Consider the following 17,522-nt stretch of genomic DNA (forward strand, 5'->3'; position numbering starts at 1 on the left):
AGAATGAGGAACGCTGAGTGGATATCGAAGATCTTCGGACATTCGTCGAAGTTGCAGATGCGGGAGGCGTTACTTCGGCCGCGCTGCGGCTCGGCATCTCCAAGTCGATGGTCAGCCGACGGCTCTTGCGGCTTGAAGCCGAGCTTGGCGTCCAGCTTCTGGCCCGATCCACACGCGGCGCTTCCCTGACGGAGGCGGGCGCAACCTTCCGGGACTATGCGGCAAGGATTTCAGCCGAAATTGATGTTGCGAGGGAGACAATTCTTCCGGCTGGCGAACTCCGCGGGCGTCTGCGGATTGCTGCGCCGCTTTCTTTCGGCCCGACGCATTTTGCAATGGTGATTGCGCAAATGGCGCGCCGCTATCCCCAACTCCAGATCCAGACCTGTTACACGGATCGTTTCGTGGATCTGATCGCAGAAGGGTATGATTGTGCGATCCGGGTCGGCCACCTTCAGGATTCCAACCTTGTCGCCAGACGTGTCGGCCCCCTCTACGGAAGTTTCGTCGCCAGCCCGGACTATATCAGGGCCCATGGTTCTCCGGAGACACCGGAAGAGCTCCTCACCCATCAGGCTCTCATGCAGGCAACGGAAACCTGGCAGGTGATGGATGGAGACAGGGTGACAAACATTCGCCCACAGGGACGTTTCAAGGCCGACAACGGAGCCGCCCTCGCCGTCGCAGCAGTTGCCGGTTTGGGGATCGCCGTGTTGCCCGACGATCTTATCAAGGATCATCTGGACTCAGGCGAGCTGGTCCGCGTCATGAAACGCTATCCGCCGCCGTCGGCGGGAATATTTGTCGTCAGACCGCCCGGCCAGCATCCGGCAAGAAAAATCCGGGTGCTGACCGAAATGCTGATCGAGTGCTTTGACCATGGCCCGGCGACGGTGTTCCGTTCCAATGCCGGGGGAAGCCCCCCGGCCGCCACCTGACCGGCGCGTTTTCAAAAACGAGTGCGCTCCATCCGTCACTCAGCAATGGGCTTCGGGAGAACCAGATCGCCGACGGTGTATGTGTGGAACTCGCTTCTGGAGACGGTGTCCAGTTTCCGGAATTTTTCGACGAATTGCGGATCGGAAAAGAACTCGTCGACATTGCCGGTTCCCTGAATGGCCTCGACGTTGACGACCGTCTCTCCGTCGGTGCTTTTCGCAAGGCTGCTCCAGAGGAACCCTTCTTTTCGTTCGGCAACATAGTGAACGACATCCTGAATAATGGCGAAGGCTTCGTCCTGCTTTCCCGGATGGGCATGAATGACGTTGACAACGAAGGTCGTGGGAGCGGGTGAGCCCGCAAAAGCTGCGATAGGTTTCGTTTCCATGAGTTATCTCCATTTGAAGCTCGGGGCCATTTCGGCCGCGACGACATCTGGATATCGGAAGCAAAATAGCGGATAAACGAGCTGCTATTCTTAACATACCGGACAAAAATTCCTTAATTGCGGCGTCATGGACAAGCTCGGAACACTCGGCATATTCATTCAGGTGGCGGAAGCGGGAAACTTCGTGGCCGCCGGGCATCGCCTCGGTATCTCGGGATCCGCCGTCGGAAAAGCCATTGCGCGTCTTGAGGAGGAGCTCGGCGTAAGACTGTTCAATCGCTCGACGCGCAGCATGGCCCTGACGGAGGATGGAAGTTTCTTCCTCGATACATGCCGGCGCATCCAGTCCGAATATGAGACCGTGCAGGCGCAACTGTCGAGATCGCAGGCCGTTCCGCGCGGGCAACTTCGGGTGAGCCTTCCGCTTGCGGGCATGCTTCTGATGCCGACGATATCCGCCTTCATGGAGGTATATCCCGAAATCAGCCTCAACCTCGATTTTACCGATCGTCTGGTTGACGTCATCGAAGAGGGATTCGACGCCGTCATCAGAACCGGCGAGATCAGGGACACACGGCTGATGAGCCGCAAGCTCGGCACCTTCAGACACAGCGTCGTGGCGGCGCCTGACTACCTCAAGGCGCATGGACGCCCGGAGGTCCCGGAAGATCTTGTCCGGCACCGCTGTCTCCACCATCGCTTCGCCAATTCCGGAAAGCTGGAGCCATGGCCGCTGGTTCGCGAAGGACGCGAAATCAGGATCGATCTTCCGGTCGCCACCGTTGCGAGCACGCTGGAACCCCTGATCTACCTTGCGGAACGATCATTCGGGATAACATGTCTGCCCTCATTCGCAGTGACATCCGAAGTCGCTCAGGGAAAACTGGTATCGTTGCTGGACGATTATATGGCCGACACAGGGACCTTCCGCGTCCTCTGGCCGACCAATCGATATCTCTCTCCAAAAGTCAGAGCATTTGTAGACTATATGGCCGCCAATCTTTTCGCCCGGTGATCGAACCGGGGCATAGAGAACCACACGAACTCCCCATGCGCCGGGCCGGAAGCATCGTTGCGGGCATCAGCCTGCCGTGATCTTTTCCTGCAAGAGCCGGATGGCGAGATGCTGGATCAGAATGATCGTCTTGGCATCGCGAATATCGCCGCGGCCGATCATCCGCATCGCCTCGGGCAAGGCGATTTCCAGCACGTCGATGTCTTCACCCTCGTCCGTGGAACCGCCACCTGCCCCGACCTTATGTTTCTCGGCATATTCGCCGTAGAAAAAGGCGAGATATTCCGTGACCGATCCGGGGCTCATATAGATATCGAACAGATGCGTAAGTTCGGAAACCTCATAACCGGTTTCCTCGATCAGTTCCGCGCGCATTCGCGTCGCCGGGTCAGCGCCTTCCAGCAGCCCCGCCGGCGTCTCGATCAGCGATTCCAGACCGCCATTCAAAAGCACAGGCAACCGGAACTGGCGGGTCAGCAGCACATTGTCGCTTGCCGGATTGTACAACAGGCATGTCGCCCCGTTGCCGCGATCATAGGCCTCCCGGGTCTGCCGTTGCCAGCTTCCGTCCCTCAGTTGAAGTTCATACTCATACTTGGTCAGCCGTCCCCAATCATCCGCCAATACGCGTTCGGAAATGGGGCGGTAAACACTGCTACTCATCAAAGTCACCTCGTTTTCGTCTGTCTTTTCAAATGCCTTGCAGCTGGCCTTCGACATGCGTGCGCGTTTCGCCGCCAACCCATATCCGGCCGGCATCGTCGCGGGTCAGGTAGATGCGGCCGTGGCGGCCAAGGCGCGTTCCCTGCGCCGCGACATAGTCTTCGCCAACCACGCCCGTCGCGAAGAGCCATTGCGCCAGCGAGGCGTTGAGGCTTCCGGTGACGGGGTCTTCGACGACAACACCCAGATGATCGCTGAAGAAGGCGCGAACCTCAAAGGCGGTCTCGCTGCCTTGCGCATGAGGGCCAACCACACCGATATCGATACGGCCGGGCCAATTGCGGGCCGGGTCGAGGCCAAGCACCTTTTCGGCCGATGCCAGCCTGATTCCCAGCCAGCCGGGACCATTATCGATCCAGGCGGCGTCGATGATATCGCAAGCCTCGATCCTCAACAGCTGCCGCGCTTCTTCCAGTTCGGCCGGCGTCGGTGCGCCGGAACGGATAAGCGGCGGAGCGGCAAAACAAAGTCGCCCATGCGAGCGCCGGATCGTGACCAGTCCCGCACCGCATTCCTGAACAATGGCGTTTTGATTTTCTGGCATGTCGTTGGCGCAGAGCCAGGCATGGCAGCTGCCAAGTGTGGGATGCCCGGCAAAGGGCAATTCCCTGTCCAGCGAGAATATCCTGACCCGGTAATCAGCCTGTGGATGGGTGGGTTGCAGCAGGAAGGTGGTTTCGGAAAGGTTGAACCACCGCGTCAATCGCTGCATTTCATCCGCCGACAAAGCATCGGCGCCGATGACGACCGCGACCGGATTGCCGGAAAGCGGCCCGGAGCCGAACACATCGATCATATGGATAACAAAACTCATGGCATGGCTCTTTCAGTTGGGATTGATCGGCAACGCCGATGGTGGGGCTCTCAGCTCTGCGAGAGAAGCAATTTCAGTCCCGCAACGGCAAATACCGCAGAAAGCACGGATTCGATCCAGCGCCGCAATCTGGTGTAGAGCGAAATCATCGAAGCGGTGGAAAAGAGAAGCGCATAGCTGCCGAATACAATGACGCCGAGAAGGGCGCAGCCGCCAATGATCGCCGGCAACATGCCCGCAGGCGCGTCCTCGCGAAACCCCAGCGACATGATCGCTATCCAGGCCATGATGGCTTTCGGATTTCCGATATGCATGAGGAGACCCTGCCGGTAGAGCGCCCGATAGGGCGGCGTCGCACGCCCGGTGTTCATCCCCACAAGGTCGGAGACCGGCTTCAGGGCCGACCTGCCCGCTCGAAAGGCCAGATAAAGCAGGTAGACGCCGCCAAATATCTTGATGATGAAAAGCGCCTGGGCATAGGCGGCCAGCACGGCGGACATGCCCGTCGCCGCAAGGATCGCCCAGAAGAGCGAGCCGGTGATGACACCGGCCGCCAAAGCGAGGGCGGGCATACGGCCGTCACGCATCGCCGTGCCCATGATCGCCATGTTGCTTGGCCCCGGGCTGGCGGTGGCGACGATATAGGTGCCGTAGACGAGGGCGATCTGGCTGGCGATCATTCCGATTTCTCCAGAAGCAGGACACTTTCCCCAGCACTATTGCTGGAGGTCTCCGCGATGAACGATGTGAACCTTGTTACCGTCAGGGTCACGCAGATAGGCGCCGAAATAGCCGTCTCCGTAATGCGGGCGTGGCCCCGGACCTCCTTCATCCGTGCCGCCATGCGCAAGGCCGCCGGCATAGGCCATCTCCACCGCCTCTTTCGACGGCGCCAGAAAGGCGACCATGCCGCCGTTGCCAACCGTGGCCGGCTCGCCGTTGAAAGGACAATAGACATAAAAGCGGGGCAACGGGGAGTGTGCTGCCACCCAGCAAAGCGCCGCAGGCCCGCCATCCGGGGTAACGACCCGCCGCGTCAGGCCGAGCGGGACAAGCACCGCATCGTAGAAGCGTTCCGCCCGCTCAAGATCGCGTGTTCCGACGGTTACATGGCTGAACATTCGATCCTCCAGGCGCCGGCATCATGGCCGATCGCCCGCCGTAAAGTGTGGATTTCAATCAGCGTCGTCATAGCCTATGTTACACTTGGTGTTTATTGAAATAGTGTAACGTGACACTTTTATCGAAGGTACGACCGTGCTGCTGCAATCCCCCTGGACTCCCCGTCTTGCAGATATTGAGGCGAATGCCGCAGAACGGCTGGTGCTTGCGCTTGCCGATGACATCATCGAGGGGCGGCTGACGGGCGGCGACCGTCTGCCCGCCCATCGCGATCTCGCATGGAAACTTGGGGTGGGGCTTGGCACGGTGACAAAAGCCTATTCAGTTCTCGAACGGCGCGGGCTGACACGCAGCGTCAAGGGACGGGGAACATTCGTGGCGCTCCAGGAGGCGCACAAGGATCGGCAGTTCGACCTCTCCTCCAATGCGCCGCCGGCCACGCTCAACGCCCGCATTCTGGCCAGGACGCTAACGGCGATCGCCCGCAGGATCGGTGCGGATCACATCAATCTTTACGCCCCGCCCGCCGGACATCTGGAACACCGCCGCCTTCTCGCCCACTGGCTGGAAACGCTGGGTCTGACCGTCGATCCGTCACATCTGGTGCTGACGAGCGGCGCCCGCCAGGCGCTGGCCCTGGCCTTCGATCTCGCCTGCGGCCCGAAGGGCCTGCTCCTGACCGAACGGATCACCTATCCCGGCGCGATCGCACTGGCCCGGCGTAAAGGATACCGGATGCAGGGTATCGAAATCGACACCGAAGGCATGGTGCCGGAAGCGCTTGCCGCAGCGCTCGCCGGCACGACGTCGCGTGACGGCACAGCAGTCTATCTGACGCCGACGCTGCATAATCCGACAACCGTCACCATGGGCGCGGCGCGGCGGCAGATCATTGCGGATATTTGCCGCCGGGCGGGCGTATGGATCATCGAGGACGGCGTTTATGCGGCATCGGCCGAGGCCTTGCCGCCGCTCGCCTCATTGGCTCCTGAAATCTCGTTTCATGTGAACGGGCTCTCCAAGTCCCTTGGTCCCGGCCTGCAGATCGGCGTGCTTGCAGTGCCGGCCGGGCTGCACGACACCGCCGAAGACCTTCTGCAGGACATGCCAATGGCCCCATCCGCACTCTCCTGCGCGGTGGTCGAAGATTGGCTGACCTCCGGCATCATCTCGTCAATCCAGCGGGATTTACGCCACGAGGCCCGACGGCGCTCCAGCCTGGCGGTTTCGCTGCTCGGCACGAACCGGCTCGGCTCGCATCCCGATGCATACAACGTCTGGCTGCCGATGGAACGCGACGCCGCCAATCGTTTCGCATTCGCCGCTGCGGCGATGCGTATCAAGTTGACCCTTCCCGAATCCATGCTGGTGAATTCCGGCGATCCGGCGAGCGGTATTCGGCTCTGTCTCGGCGGCCCGTCATTCGATGATCTCACGGAGGCGCTGACGCTTCTGGCGGGGCTGCTGAAGCGTTGGCCTTGAGGCCATCGGCAAATAAACGACAATACGAAAATTGCATGGAGCGACCGTATATTATGAGTGATCACCCGCTTGTGCCGGACCAGAATGGGTGGAACCCCTGGCGCCCTGCCGAACTGTCCCAGCGACTGGACGGCGTATCGCGGCCATGGTGCGTTGTCGGCGGCTGGGCTCTCGATCTGTGGCAGGGGAGCAAGACGCGCGAACATGACGATCTCGAATTCACGGTCCTGCGCGAAGATCTGGGTATCTTTCGCCGGAAACTGAGTGACATGGAGTTCTATACCGTCAACGATGGCGTTATCGAACCGCTGCCGGCGGACCAGCACCCGGCTCCCGAGATTTTTCAAATATGGTGCTTCGATCGCCCTGCCGGGTGCTGGCGCGCCGATATGATGATCGAACCGGGGACGAATGACACCTGGGTTTACAAGAGAAATCCGAAAATGACGCGGCCGCGGATCCAAATAGTGTCGCTGACCGCAGACGGCATCCCTTATCTCAATCCCTCCGCCGTGCTTCTGTTCAAGGCAAAGCACAGGCGCCCCAAGGACGAGGACGATTTGGCCCGCGATCTCGGCCTTTCGGAAGCGACCGTGAAATTCCACCTGAAGAACATCTACGCGAAGCTTGGCGTCAGCCGGCGCGGCATGGCCGTCTCCGTCAGCAAACATCTCAAGCTGACCGACCGCGAATGATGCCGACATCGATACGCGATGTCGGCCGGCTCAGACGAGGCTCGTAGACTGGACTACCCTTGAACCAGGTTGAGGCAAATGACGGTCCTGTCATCGCTGAATTCCGCCGTTGTCGAACCTTTGACGGACGGATACTCACCCAGCTTGTGAAAATCCGCCGCTTCGACACGCGCGAATTCCGCTTCCCAGGCTGCAACATCCGTCCCCACCGGCAGGGATAAATAGCCGTCGGAGAATATTTCAACGCTCGAGAGTCCGTCTTTGGCGATGTGGAGGTCAACCGTCCCCTCCTGCATGACGGTTCCGCCATTCACCGAGGCGTAACCCAGTACATGCCCATGCCGGTTTGCGAATTGCGGCTGGACACGGATTCCACCCATCAGGAATTCCTCGACCGTTTCGATGTTATTCTCGAGACCGCTCATGCCCGCTGCGGCAATGACGACATTTTCCGCATCCCGCGCCGTCATGATGCCGTTTGCGACAGCCGAACGCAGGCCTGAAAAGATCGTCGCACGCGTGCGCGCCTCGGCCACATCACCATCACCGATGGCGGCGAGAAACTGTTTGAACACGAATATACGCGCCGAGGTGCTTACCGTATCGATCAGCTTCGTATGCTGAAACAGACGGGTGCCATTGACCCTCACGCCGGAATCGCCGGCAAGCAGCAGGCGGAAGTTGTCGCCCATATCCGCCACGATCGCCAGGGTGGTCGATGGCGGATGGCCGGCATTGATGCGCTGCGCCTCCTTTTTCAGAATATCGCTGATATTCTGAAAAAGCGCGGGCGCGGCGAGCGTTTCCAGCCTGCCGTCAAGGCTCATCTCAGCAACGGCATTGGCGGCGGCAAGGGCTGCGATGCGGCCGGAACTAAGCCCATCGTAACTTGCTCCGGTCGGATCGGTCGCACCATCGAAAACGGCCAGAACCCGTCCGGGAATGAGAAGTGCCACATCGTCCCCCGGCTTTGCGGCGTTCTTGTATTTCGATTGCGAAAAGCTCGCGATATTCATCTTTCTGGTGTCCTTGCAGAGGGAGGCTGGCGGCGACACATGGGTCGCCGCTGCTGCAGTTTTGAATGATCTTTCATGGCTTCAGACGAAAGAGGCTTCCTTGTCTTCCGAAAGCCGGAAGACGACGAAGACGCAAAGTCCGGTGCTGACGAGAAGTAAGGTGGAAAGTGCCGCGGCCGTGCCGAACTCGCCGTCAATCACCTGAATATAGATCAGGACGGGCATCGTGATCGTCCGCGCCGTGTAGAGGATCAGCGTCGAGGACAATTCGTTGATGGCGGTGATGAAGCTCATTAAGGAACCGATGATGAGTCCCGGCAGCATCAGCGGCACCGTTACCGATATGAACGTCTTCGCCGGCGAAGCGCCGAGATTGACCGCGGCCTCCTCGATGGACGGCTTGATCTGCCGCAGGATCGACGTCGTGGAGCGCACGCCGTAAGGCAGGCGGCGGATAAACACCAGCAGGATGATGATGAGTGCCGTGCCGGTAATGTCAAAAGGCGGATAACGGAACGTCGTGACGTAGCCGATCGCCATGACGACGCCGGGTATCAGATAGGGCACCATCAGCAGAAGATCGAGCGAGCCCGAGACTGCATTGTCCCGCCTGACCACGATGAAAGAGAGCAGGCCGGAAACAATGGCGATCAACACCACAGCGGCAAGCGCAAAGGTGAAGCTGTTGGCAATCGCCTGCGGTGAATCGCGAAGAATGCGGGCATAGCTGTCCAACCCGAAGCCGCCTGTGAAGACGGGACCGTTTGTTGCGAGGAACGATGTGTAGATGACCGTAAGGGACGGCAGCATGGCGACAAAGATGACCAGATAGCAGAAACCGTGCACGATGAAAGATTTCAGCGGGCGCATGGAGCGCTTTACCGGCCGGTTGGTCAATGAACTGGCATAACGGCGCTTGGCGAGAATGTGCCGCTGCAACAGAAGCGCTGCCATGGAAATGGCGATCATGACCATGGAAATCGTGACTGCCATGGTCGGTGTGCCGGCCATTTCGGAGGTATATTGCGCATAGGCGATGGTCGACAGTGTCCTGATGCCCTTGCCGAGGATTGCCGGCGTCCCGAAGTCTGCAATGGACAATACGAAGCAGATGATCGCGCCGGTGCTGACTGCCGGAAAGACCAGCGGCAAGGTGATCTTGCGGAACCGTTGGAACGCCGTGCAGCCGAGGTTTTCCGCCGCATCCTCATAGGATTTGTTGATGGTGTTCAGCGCATTTTCCGTCATCAGGAAGATATAGGGAAAGAACTTCAGGCTGAAGACCATCACGATGCCGGGTATCCCGTAGATGGTCGGCAGTGAAATGCCGGCGAAAGACAGGAGATTGGTGACTGCGCCGTTGGCGCCGAACAGCATGATCCAGGCATAGGCGCCGATGAAGGGCGGCGCGCACAGAACCAGCACTGCGAAGGTGGCAATGAAGGTACGGCCCTTGATGCGGTATCGCGAGGTGCAGAAGGCAAGCGGAATACCGAGCAGGCAGGCCCCCAACATGCCGAGCACGCCGATGACGAGCGTATTCCACAATGCCACGGTATAAAAACGCCGCGTCAGCACCTGAACATAGTTGCCGAAACCGAAAGCACCCGTCTTGGCGTCGAAGAAGCTGATGAAGAACACGCTGAAGATCGGCAGGATCAAAAAGATCGCCAGCATGACAACGGCAAATGCCGTCACGCTGGTCCAGAAGCCCGGCAGTCTCAGGCGGAAGCCGCCCGTGGTTACGGTTGCGGTCACATCCGTCATGACAGGCGCTCCCCGGTAATACCCTCACCGAAGAGCTTGGTATCACCCGCAGACCAGGAGAAAACCGTTTTCTGGCCGGGCTGGAGGGCGATGATATCGGACGACGGCTTGGTGATCGCCTCGATTTCCTCTCCCGACAACAGCACTGCGGCAACATTCATCTCGCGGCCGGTGAAGCTGACCTGCCTTATGGTGACAGGCAGTTCGATGTGGTCTTCATCTTCGGTCGCGGGCGAGCCAACGGTAATCGCTTCGGGACGGATGGCGGCAACGACCGTTCGTTGCGGCGCAATGGCGTCGACCTGTGGCAGCCCCACCCTGTGCCCGGAAATAGACGTCTGTCCACCCGAACGATCCAGCGTCAGGAAGTTGTTCGCCCCCACGAAGGAGGCGACGAAACGGTTGGCGGGATTGTTATAGACTTCCCAGGGTGCGGCTGCCTGCTGGATGACGCCGCCATACATCACACAGACCAGATCGGACATGGCAAGCGCCTCCTCCTGATCATGGGTCACATAAACCGTGGTAATGTTCATGGCCTGCTGGATTTCGCGCAACTCGCGCCGCAGATCGACGCGCAGTTTGGCATCGAGGTTGGATAGTGGCTCGTCCATCAACAACACTTTCGGATTGATGACGAGCGCTCGCGCCAGGCCGACGCGCTGCTGCTGACCGCCGGATAATTCATGCGGCATGCGCTTGGCGTAGGGAGCGAGCTGCACGATATCGAGAATCTTGCCGACACGTTCACGAATCTCGGCGGAAGACGCCTTGCGCTGCTTCAAACCGAAGGCGATGTTGTCGAAGACGGAAATATGCGGAAATACCGCATAATCCTGAAAAACCATGCCGACATCGCGCTTATGTGCGGGCACATGCTCGATCGCCTGTCTTTCGATACTGATACTGCCGCTGTCCTGCTGGTGAAACCCGGCAATCGTGCGCAGGAGGGTCGTCTTGCCGCATCCGCTCGGACCGAGAAGCGTAAAGAACGATCCCGAGGGGATGGAGATATTGATGTCGGAAAGGGCAACGACATCCCGGTAGCTCTTTTTTATGCTGGTAATTTCCACGGCGGCCATGTGCTGCTCCATGACAGATCCTGCACGGCCGGTGACCACGCTGGACAAACGAAAAGCGAATTGTGAATGGGATAAAGGGGGACGCCGCTTCTGCGCCGTCCCCGGCAATTATCTTACTGAACGTCGAGCAATGTCTCGTTCCACTTTTCCATCAGGCGCGCGCGATTGTCCGCAGCCCATTTGAAATCGTATTTCGCGTCTGGAACATCGGAAAGCGGAACGAGTGCCGGATTGGCGGGAACATCGGTTCGAACCGAACGACGACCCGCCTTCACCACGATTTCCTGCGCTTCCCTGGAGACGATGAAATCGATGAAGGCCCTGCCATTGCCGGCATTTGGCGCTCCCTTCACGAGCGCCATGCCGTCAGGCGCGATTGCCGTACCCTCTTTCGGATAAACGATTTCGACCGGCGCGCTGCCAAGCTTGTAGCGCAGCGCGGCATCTTCCAGTGTAATGCCAACGGCCTGTTCACCATCGTTGACGAAACGCGGCACCGCACCTGAAGAGGTGGAAAGAACCGAGTTGCCGAGGATGCCGGTATAAATTTCCCAGCCTTTTTCCTCGCTGTCGAAATCCTGCAATACCGTTGCCATCTGAATATAGGCCGAGCCGGACTGATCGGCGCGGGCCGACGAAATCAGGCCCTTATATTCCGGCTTTGCGAGATCGGCCCAGGATGTCGGAACGGGAGCACCTTTCAGGGCCTCCTTATTGACGATAAAGGCCGTGACGACAGCCGTGAAAGGCACCCAGTTCGCGCTCGGTGAAAAGGCGGGGTTGATCGACGCAGCCTCAACCGGCTTGTATGGCTCGAAAAGGTCGGCGGAGAAATCGATGACCGTCCCGTCGACGCTCCAGATCACATCGCCCGCCGCCTTGCCGCTCTCCGCCTTGATGCGGTTCATCAGCTCGCCGGACCCGGCTTTGACAAGCTCGACCTTGGTGCCGGTTTTCTTTTCGAACATGGGCAGCAATTCGTCCATGAGCTGCTGCGGGGCGGCGGAATAGACCACAACGGTACCTTCGGCATGAGCGAAAGCCGCGCTGGCAAGGAAAGTGGCGCCGGCAAAAAGGCGCGCGAAAATAGTGCATGATTTACGCATAAGGGGGCCTCCGTTTTTTTGTTCCCTGACAGACCGGCCTGCGACATGATTTCTTTTTGATTTTGCCTGTCGCCACCCGCTGCCTATTATTTATTTTCTTTACGTAAATTAATTAGTCAAGCCGGAATTTATTTTGACTGTGAAAATAAATTATCAAACTGAAAAAACACAGTTTTTCATGATTTTTACTCCCAGCCGTCCGCTCTCGACGGCAGGTTTTCCGGCAAAACGAGGTGTACAATCGCGCGATTTCCGCTAATCATCCGGCGTAACTTCTCGCGGAGAGACTTGTTTGATCGATCTCGGCTACAATGAGCGGCGCCTGCTCGAGATTTTGCGCGGCAAGGGAGGCATGTCGCGTATCGAACTGGCGCGGGAGATGGATGTTTCCGCACCGACCCTTACCCGCCTGACGGCCAATCTCCTGGAATCCGGCCTCATCGTCGAAGCGGAGGAGGCCCGCAACGACGGTAAAAGGGGCAAACCGTCCACCGCCATCGAAATCAACCCGAACGGGCTTTTCACGCTGGGGGTCTACTTCAATCCAGACGATCTGCGTGTCTGCGTGGCCGATCTCAACGGCACGATAAGGCAGGAAATCAGATCGGAACTGGAGGGGCACAGTTTCGAGCATATTATGGAGATGGCCGAGGCGGCCGCCCGGCAAGTGCTTGAAAAAGCGAAGATAAGAAAGAAAGATGTGCTGGGATGCGGCATCAGCTTTCCCGGCCATTTCAAGCGAGATCGCGGCCATGTCTTCCGCATCAAGCAGTTCGAAAGCTGGCGCGATATCGACGTCGACAAGGACTTCCAGCCCTATTTCGATTTCCCGGTCTTTCACGAAAATGACGGCAATGCCGTCATTCTTTCCGAGCTCTATTACGGTGCAGGCCGCAATATTCGCAATTTCGCGATGATCTGGCTGACATATGGCATTGGTGGCGCCCTGGTGGTGCAACGCCATCTTTATCGCGGCACCAATGGCAATGCCGGCGAGTTCGGCGGACTGTTTCCGAAGTCCCATCCCCGCCCCTCGGGACAGGACCTGTGCGACGCTCTGGCCGCCCAAGGCATCGGCATTCGACGCCTGAAGGACATTGACGAGAGTTATGCCGACCATCCCGCCATGGTGTCCTGGCTGGAGCGGGCAACGGATCAGCTTCGTCTGCTTTCACTGACGGTCGCCCGCACGATGGATCCGGCAGCCATCATTTTCGGTGGATCGCTGCCGGACTGGATTCTCGAACATATCGTGCGGCGTATCGGTTCCCTGGAAATGCTCGGCGAGGATTTTTTCGTCGAGCCGCCGGAAATACGCAAATCGATCATGAGCGACTTGCCTCATCTCGGCGCCGCCAGCATACCGATCTACCGCGCCACCACGCCCAGCTATTATTCCGGGCGGGCGCTGAAAGGCTGGGCATGACACGTCATGGCCGCCAGAACTCTTCCCCTATTGTCTGCCTGTTGATGACAGGAGACCCCGCTATCTGGATATGCGCCGCCGGAATTGCTCCGTGCCCTGCATGATCTTGTCCAGAAGAGCCTCTATCGCCCAGAAACGCTCCTGAATATCGAACGTCACCGCGCGGCTTTCGATGTCGCTTATGGTGCCGAGGCGCTGGTGATAGAGCTTCGCCAGTTTGGGATACCCCATGGGCTCCGCCATGGCGGCGAGCGCCAGATAGACCGACAGCTCGTCAGCCAGTTCCGGTTGCCGGCCGGCTTCCGTCAGCAGCCATTTGTAGAGATCGGGATGGAAATTGGTGAAGACCCCGGTGAAACCGCGCGATCCCGCTTTCATGGCGTCGAATGCAATTGCCGCATTGGCATTGACGATGGCGAGCGGCGTATTCGCGGTGAGCGCTACACGCCGCTTGACCGTTTCAAGATCACAGAAGACATCCTTGAGGATAACGAAGCGACCGCTATTGGCGCAGAAGGAAATTTCGGCATCGGTCATGAGACGGCGATAGGGAGCCGGGCATTCGTAGAGACCAAGCGGCAGGTCGGAAGGCAGACGCTCGAGAAGCCAGCCGAGATCATCGAGAAACTTCGAGCCGCCCTCCTCCCGGGCATCCAGCCGGTTGGTGACAAGCACCATGCCGTCAACCCCCGTCTGCGCGATGGCGTTGAGCTCTTTCTGCTGATCCTCAAGCGCCTCGCTGATATGGCCCGAGGCAATGACGGGAATGCGGCCGGCTGCGGCCTTCTTGACAAAAGCAGCCAGTTCCACCCGCTCCTCAAGGGTGAGGAACATCATTTCAGAAGACTGGCAAACGGCAAACAGCGCGTCCGATCCATTGGCGATGTACCATTCCACGAGATTGGCGACACCTTCGAAATCTATCTTGCCGCCCCTGAAGGGGGTGATCATCACGGGAATGATGCCTTCGATACGCTTGGTCATTGTTTTCGTCCTGTCAAACATATGTGGTTCCGGTATTCCAATGCGGAAGCCTTGCCGGCGTGGGTCAGAGCTGGTTGCGTGGCTGGCGGTTCGCGAGCACATCGATCACGGCCTCGGCGGTAATCCGGCCGATGGAGGTGTAGGTTTCGTAGGTTTCCGCTGCCGTATGCGGCGTAGTGACGATCTGCGGCAGGGTGAAGAGCGGATTATCGGGCAAGGCAGGCTCCATCTCATAGACATCGATCGCCGCTGCCTGAAGATGGCCGCTGACGATGGCGTCGTAAAGCGCCTTCTCATCCACAAGGGCGCCACGCGCCGTGTTTATGAAAATCGAGCCGGGTTTCATCCGGGCAAAACGGCCGGCATCCATGAGGCGGCGTGTCTCCGGCAGGCTCGGCATCATCATCACGAGAATGTCGGAAGACGAAAGCACCTCATCCATCTCGCACATCCGCACACCAAGCTTCGTTGCGGCAGTCTGGTCGGGAAACTTGTCGTAAGCGATCACCTCCACCTCGAAACCGGAGAGTTTGCGCGCGATCTTGCGGGCGATGTTACCGAAACCGAGGAGACCGACACGACGGCCGATCAGTTCCTGCCCGACGAACCGGTCCCACGCGCCACCGCGCAAGGCATCGTGCAGATAGGGTATCCGGCGCATTGCCGAAAGGATCAGCCCGAGCGTCAGTTCGGCCACCGCATTGGCATTGCCGCCCGGCGCATTCGTCACCGCGATGCCATGCCGGTGGGCCGCATCGATATCGATATTATCGACACCGACGCCAAAACGCGCGATCGCCTTCAGTCGCGGGGCAAGGTGGAAAACACGGTCGTTCCATGTGTCGACACCGGCGATAACGGCATCGACATCGCCAAGTCTTGCCGATAATTCGTCAAATGTCATCGGCCGCCCGAAGCCGTTTTCAACGACGTCGATACCTTCCGCCTCCAGCATCGCCTTGGCGTCCGCGCAATAGCGGGAATAATTCGTTGCCGTTACCAGTACGGTCTTGCTCATTTCAGTGTCTCTCGGAAAATCGGAATTAAATACGTGCACCGGCCTGATCGAACAGAACGCAGCGATCGGGATCGAAACTCACGGTCAGGATCTCGCCCGGCGCAGGCGCCATGTCGCCCGGCAGGCGGCAATTCAGCCGGTTGCCGGCAATATCCAGCAAGGCGAGCGTGTCGGCCCCCAATGGTTCGATCAGTTGAACGGGACCGGAAATCGTGGCGGACGACGAAGCCCGATGGGCCGAATCCAGCGAAAGATGTTCTGGCCTCACGCCGAGTTCCGCTGCACCTTCATAGTCCCGGCGTTCGACCGAAACGGGGATGCGCGTGCCATCCGGCAAGGTTGCAACACCCTTCGAAAGCTGCACGGGCAGGAAATTCATGGCCGGCGCCCCGATAAAACCGGCGACGAAGCGGGTTCTCGGGTTGCGGTAAAGCTCCTGCGGCGCACCGATCTGCTGGATGTGACCGTCCTTCAGCACGACGATACGATCGGCCATGGTCATGGCTTCCACCTGATCGTGGGTGACATAGATCATGGTGCTGCCGAGCCGCTGGTGGAGCTGCTTGATTTCCGCACGCAGATCGACACGCAGTTGCGCGTCGAGATTGGAGAGCGGCTCATCAAAGAGAAAAACCTTCGGTCCGCGCACCATGGCGCGCCCCATCGCCACACGCTGGCGCTGGCCACCGGAAAGTTCGCGCGGGCGTCGCTTCAGCAGATGGGTGAGCCGCAGGGTGCGCGACACGTCTTCGACGCGCTGCTTCACCTGCGCCTCCGGCACACCGTTCATCCGCAGGGCAAAGCCGATGTTCTTTTCCACGGTCATATGCGGATAAAGCGCATATTCCTGAAACACCATCGCCACATCCCGTTCCCAGGGACGAAGCCTGTTGACGACCGTTCCGTCAATGGAGATCGAACCCTCCTGAAAATTCTCCAGGCCGGCAATCATGCGCAGCAGCGTCGATTTTCCGCAGCCGGAAGGACCGACGAAGACAATGAATTCGCCATCGACAATATCGAAGGAGAGGCCATGGATGACACGGTGCGCGCCGTAAGCCTTGACGACGTTCTGAATGGAAAGGGTGGCCATGGAATTATCCTTTGACTGCCCCTGCGGACAGGCCCGCGACAAGGCGGCGCTGGACGAGCAGGGTAAGAATGAGCGGCGGAAGAGCGATCATGGTTGCGGCGGCCATCAGCGCACCCCAGTTGGTGACGCCCTCGCCGATGAAATTGAACGACGCGACGATGGCGGTCTTGGTGTCGAAGCCGGAGAGCGCCAGAGCGAACAGGAAATAGTTCCAGGTGAAGATGAAGCAGAGAATGGATGACACCACCACGCCGGGCATGACCACCGGAAGAACGATGCGCCAGAGCACCGACAGCGGACGGCAGCCATCCATCTGAGCGGCTTCCACCAGTTCGCGCGGCATGGCGTCGAAATAGGGCAGCATCGTCCACAGGGCGACCGGCATGGCGATGACGGCATGGGTCAGGATCAACACCGTGTAGGAGCCGACCAGCCCGAGTTCGGAAAAGATGATGAACCAGGGCAGCAGGAACAGCGTGCCCGGCGCCATGCGTGAAAACAGCGCCAGTGTCGCGGGCCATGTGGTGCGATGCCAGGACACGGCAAAGGCCGCCGGAAAGGCGAGCAGGATGCCGAGCAATGTCGCACCCGTCGAAACGATGAGCGAATTCAGTGTATTGGACAGAAATTCCGTGCGCTCGAAAAGCTGCCGGTAATTGTCGAGGGTGGGCGTGAAAAAGAGGCTCGGCGGCAGCTTCGTCACCTCATAACGATCCTTGAAGGACGACAGGATCATCCAGAGGATCGGGGTGATCGCGGCGATGACCAGAATGGCGGTGCTCAGGCCGCCGCGCAGTCTTTCGGCAAGGGAAGGCTGATATGCCTCGTGTTCGTGCATGAAAATTCCTCCTC

At 59.1% G+C, this 17,522-nt stretch carries 18 protein-coding genes; 5 read left to right on the forward strand and 13 right to left on the reverse strand.

Annotation, left to right across the window (positions count from 1 at the left end):
* Positions 1-17: 17 nt before the first annotated feature.
* On the forward strand, positions 18-938 hold the full coding sequence (locus ACIK7D_RS24770) for a LysR family transcriptional regulator (protein WP_400157750.1): 921 nt from the start codon (positions 18-20) through the stop codon (positions 936-938).
* A gap of 35 nt (positions 939-973) precedes the next feature.
* Here the strand turns inward: ACIK7D_RS24770 and ACIK7D_RS24775 are convergent, their stop codons facing one another.
* Complete coding sequence (locus ACIK7D_RS24775) at positions 974-1,327, reverse strand: antibiotic biosynthesis monooxygenase (RefSeq protein ID WP_135398260.1); 354 nt, start codon at positions 1,325-1,327, stop codon at positions 974-976.
* A gap of 127 nt (positions 1,328-1,454) precedes the next feature.
* On the opposite strand from ACIK7D_RS24775, the gene ACIK7D_RS24780 reads away from it, so the two are divergent.
* Complete coding sequence (locus tag ACIK7D_RS24780; RefSeq protein ID WP_400157751.1) at positions 1,455-2,342, forward strand: LysR family transcriptional regulator; 888 nt, start codon at positions 1,455-1,457, stop codon at positions 2,340-2,342.
* Positions 2,343-2,408: 66 nt separating this feature from the next.
* Here the strand turns inward: ACIK7D_RS24780 and ACIK7D_RS24785 are convergent, their stop codons facing one another.
* From ACIK7D_RS24785 to ACIK7D_RS24800, 4 genes are read right to left on the reverse strand one after another with little or no spacing between them, the layout of a single operon-like run.
* Positions 2,409-3,005, reverse strand: coding sequence for an NUDIX domain-containing protein (locus ACIK7D_RS24785; protein WP_400157752.1), 597 nt, complete (start codon positions 3,003-3,005; stop codon positions 2,409-2,411).
* Positions 3,006-3,033: 28 nt separating this feature from the next.
* Positions 3,034-3,879 (reverse strand): PhzF family phenazine biosynthesis protein, encoded by an 846-nt coding sequence (locus ACIK7D_RS24790; RefSeq protein WP_400157753.1) that lies wholly within the window; start codon positions 3,877-3,879, stop codon positions 3,034-3,036.
* Between the two features lie 50 nt (positions 3,880-3,929).
* Positions 3,930-4,559, reverse strand: coding sequence for a LysE family translocator (locus ACIK7D_RS24795; protein ID WP_400157754.1), 630 nt, complete (start codon positions 4,557-4,559; stop codon positions 3,930-3,932).
* 36 nt (positions 4,560-4,595) lie between these two features.
* Complete coding sequence (locus ACIK7D_RS24800; protein WP_400157755.1) at positions 4,596-5,000, reverse strand: VOC family protein; 405 nt, start codon at positions 4,998-5,000, stop codon at positions 4,596-4,598.
* Between the two features lie 136 nt (positions 5,001-5,136).
* Between ACIK7D_RS24800 and ACIK7D_RS24805 the strand changes: the two genes are divergently transcribed.
* On the forward strand, positions 5,137-6,483 hold the full coding sequence (locus ACIK7D_RS24805; protein ID WP_400157756.1) for a PLP-dependent aminotransferase family protein: 1,347 nt from the start codon (positions 5,137-5,139) through the stop codon (positions 6,481-6,483).
* A gap of 53 nt (positions 6,484-6,536) precedes the next feature.
* On the forward strand, positions 6,537-7,178 hold the full coding sequence (locus ACIK7D_RS24810) for a helix-turn-helix transcriptional regulator (RefSeq protein WP_400157757.1): 642 nt from the start codon (positions 6,537-6,539) through the stop codon (positions 7,176-7,178).
* Positions 7,179-7,231: 53 nt separating this feature from the next.
* Here the strand turns inward: ACIK7D_RS24810 and ACIK7D_RS24815 are convergent, their stop codons facing one another.
* From ACIK7D_RS24815 to ACIK7D_RS24830, 4 genes are all read right to left on the reverse strand, one after another.
* On the reverse strand, positions 7,232-8,194 hold the full coding sequence (locus tag ACIK7D_RS24815; RefSeq protein ID WP_400157758.1) for a hypothetical protein: 963 nt from the start codon (positions 8,192-8,194) through the stop codon (positions 7,232-7,234).
* An 81-nt stretch (positions 8,195-8,275) separates the two neighbouring features.
* Complete coding sequence (locus ACIK7D_RS24820) at positions 8,276-9,961, reverse strand: iron ABC transporter permease (RefSeq protein WP_269702911.1); 1,686 nt, start codon at positions 9,959-9,961, stop codon at positions 8,276-8,278.
* On the reverse strand, positions 9,958-11,043 hold the full coding sequence (locus ACIK7D_RS24825; RefSeq protein ID WP_400157759.1) for an ABC transporter ATP-binding protein: 1,086 nt from the start codon (positions 11,041-11,043) through the stop codon (positions 9,958-9,960). The genes ACIK7D_RS24820 and ACIK7D_RS24825 overlap by 4 nt, the downstream gene beginning before the upstream one ends.
* A gap of 113 nt (positions 11,044-11,156) precedes the next feature.
* A complete protein-coding gene (locus ACIK7D_RS24830; RefSeq protein WP_135398230.1) occupies positions 11,157-12,149 on the reverse strand; it encodes an ABC transporter substrate-binding protein in 993 nt (330 codons plus the stop codon).
* 292 nt (positions 12,150-12,441) lie between these two features.
* On the opposite strand from ACIK7D_RS24830, the gene ACIK7D_RS24835 reads away from it, so the two are divergent.
* The gene (locus ACIK7D_RS24835; RefSeq protein WP_137454391.1) at positions 12,442-13,575 is read left to right on the forward strand and encodes an ROK family transcriptional regulator; all 1,134 of its coding nucleotides are present in this window, start codon (positions 12,442-12,444) and stop codon (positions 13,573-13,575) included.
* A 60-nt stretch (positions 13,576-13,635) separates the two neighbouring features.
* Here ACIK7D_RS24835 and ACIK7D_RS24840 read toward each other — a convergent pair whose 3' ends face one another.
* From ACIK7D_RS24840 to ACIK7D_RS24855, 4 genes are all read right to left on the reverse strand, one after another.
* Positions 13,636-14,559, reverse strand: coding sequence for a dihydrodipicolinate synthase family protein (locus tag ACIK7D_RS24840; protein WP_400157760.1), 924 nt, complete (start codon positions 14,557-14,559; stop codon positions 13,636-13,638).
* A 64-nt stretch (positions 14,560-14,623) separates the two neighbouring features.
* Positions 14,624-15,577, reverse strand: a complete 954-nt coding sequence (locus ACIK7D_RS24845; RefSeq protein WP_137454393.1) for a phosphoglycerate dehydrogenase — start codon at positions 15,575-15,577, stop codon at positions 14,624-14,626.
* Positions 15,578-15,602: 25 nt separating this feature from the next.
* On the reverse strand, positions 15,603-16,670 hold the full coding sequence (locus tag ACIK7D_RS24850; protein ID WP_400157761.1) for an ABC transporter ATP-binding protein: 1,068 nt from the start codon (positions 16,668-16,670) through the stop codon (positions 15,603-15,605).
* Between the two features lie 4 nt (positions 16,671-16,674).
* Positions 16,675-17,508 (reverse strand): carbohydrate ABC transporter permease, encoded by an 834-nt coding sequence (locus ACIK7D_RS24855; RefSeq protein WP_020812374.1) that lies wholly within the window; start codon positions 17,506-17,508, stop codon positions 16,675-16,677.
* Between the last annotated feature and the right edge of the window lie 14 nt (positions 17,509-17,522).

Origin of the sequence: Agrobacterium sp. P15N1-A, from assembly GCF_044626815.1 — a bacterium.
GTDB classification, from domain to species: Bacteria; Pseudomonadota; Alphaproteobacteria; order Rhizobiales; family Rhizobiaceae; genus Agrobacterium; species Agrobacterium leguminum.

Excerpts from the sequence above, each read along its gene's own strand:
- ACIK7D_RS24775 (WP_135398260.1), bottom strand. The coding sequence starts at position 1,327 with ATGGAAACGAAACCTATCGCAGCTTTTGCGGGCTCACCCGCTCCCACG.
- ACIK7D_RS24780 (WP_400157751.1), top strand. The coding sequence starts at position 1,455 with ATGGACAAGCTCGGAACACTCGGCATATTCATTCAGGTGGCGGAAGCG.
- ACIK7D_RS24785 (WP_400157752.1), bottom strand. The coding sequence starts at position 3,005 with ATGAGTAGCAGTGTTTACCGCCCCATTTCCGAACGCGTATTGGCGGAT.
- ACIK7D_RS24790 (WP_400157753.1), bottom strand. The coding sequence starts at position 3,879 with ATGAGTTTTGTTATCCATATGATCGATGTGTTCGGCTCCGGGCCGCTT.
- ACIK7D_RS24795 (WP_400157754.1), bottom strand. The coding sequence starts at position 4,559 with ATGATCGCCAGCCAGATCGCCCTCGTCTACGGCACCTATATCGTCGCC.
- ACIK7D_RS24800 (WP_400157755.1), bottom strand. The coding sequence starts at position 5,000 with ATGTTCAGCCATGTAACCGTCGGAACACGCGATCTTGAGCGGGCGGAA.
- ACIK7D_RS24810 (WP_400157757.1), top strand. The coding sequence starts at position 6,537 with ATGAGTGATCACCCGCTTGTGCCGGACCAGAATGGGTGGAACCCCTGG.
- ACIK7D_RS24815 (WP_400157758.1), bottom strand. The coding sequence starts at position 8,194 with ATGAATATCGCGAGCTTTTCGCAATCGAAATACAAGAACGCCGCAAAG.
- ACIK7D_RS24820 (WP_269702911.1), bottom strand. The coding sequence starts at position 9,961 with ATGACGGATGTGACCGCAACCGTAACCACGGGCGGCTTCCGCCTGAGA.
- ACIK7D_RS24825 (WP_400157759.1), bottom strand. The coding sequence starts at position 11,043 with ATGGCCGCCGTGGAAATTACCAGCATAAAAAAGAGCTACCGGGATGTC.
- ACIK7D_RS24830 (WP_135398230.1), bottom strand. The coding sequence starts at position 12,149 with ATGCGTAAATCATGCACTATTTTCGCGCGCCTTTTTGCCGGCGCCACT.
- ACIK7D_RS24840 (WP_400157760.1), bottom strand. The coding sequence starts at position 14,559 with ATGACCAAGCGTATCGAAGGCATCATTCCCGTGATGATCACCCCCTTC.
- ACIK7D_RS24845 (WP_137454393.1), bottom strand. The coding sequence starts at position 15,577 with ATGAGCAAGACCGTACTGGTAACGGCAACGAATTATTCCCGCTATTGC.
- ACIK7D_RS24850 (WP_400157761.1), bottom strand. The coding sequence starts at position 16,670 with ATGGCCACCCTTTCCATTCAGAACGTCGTCAAGGCTTACGGCGCGCAC.
- ACIK7D_RS24855 (WP_020812374.1), bottom strand. The coding sequence starts at position 17,508 with ATGCACGAACACGAGGCATATCAGCCTTCCCTTGCCGAAAGACTGCGC.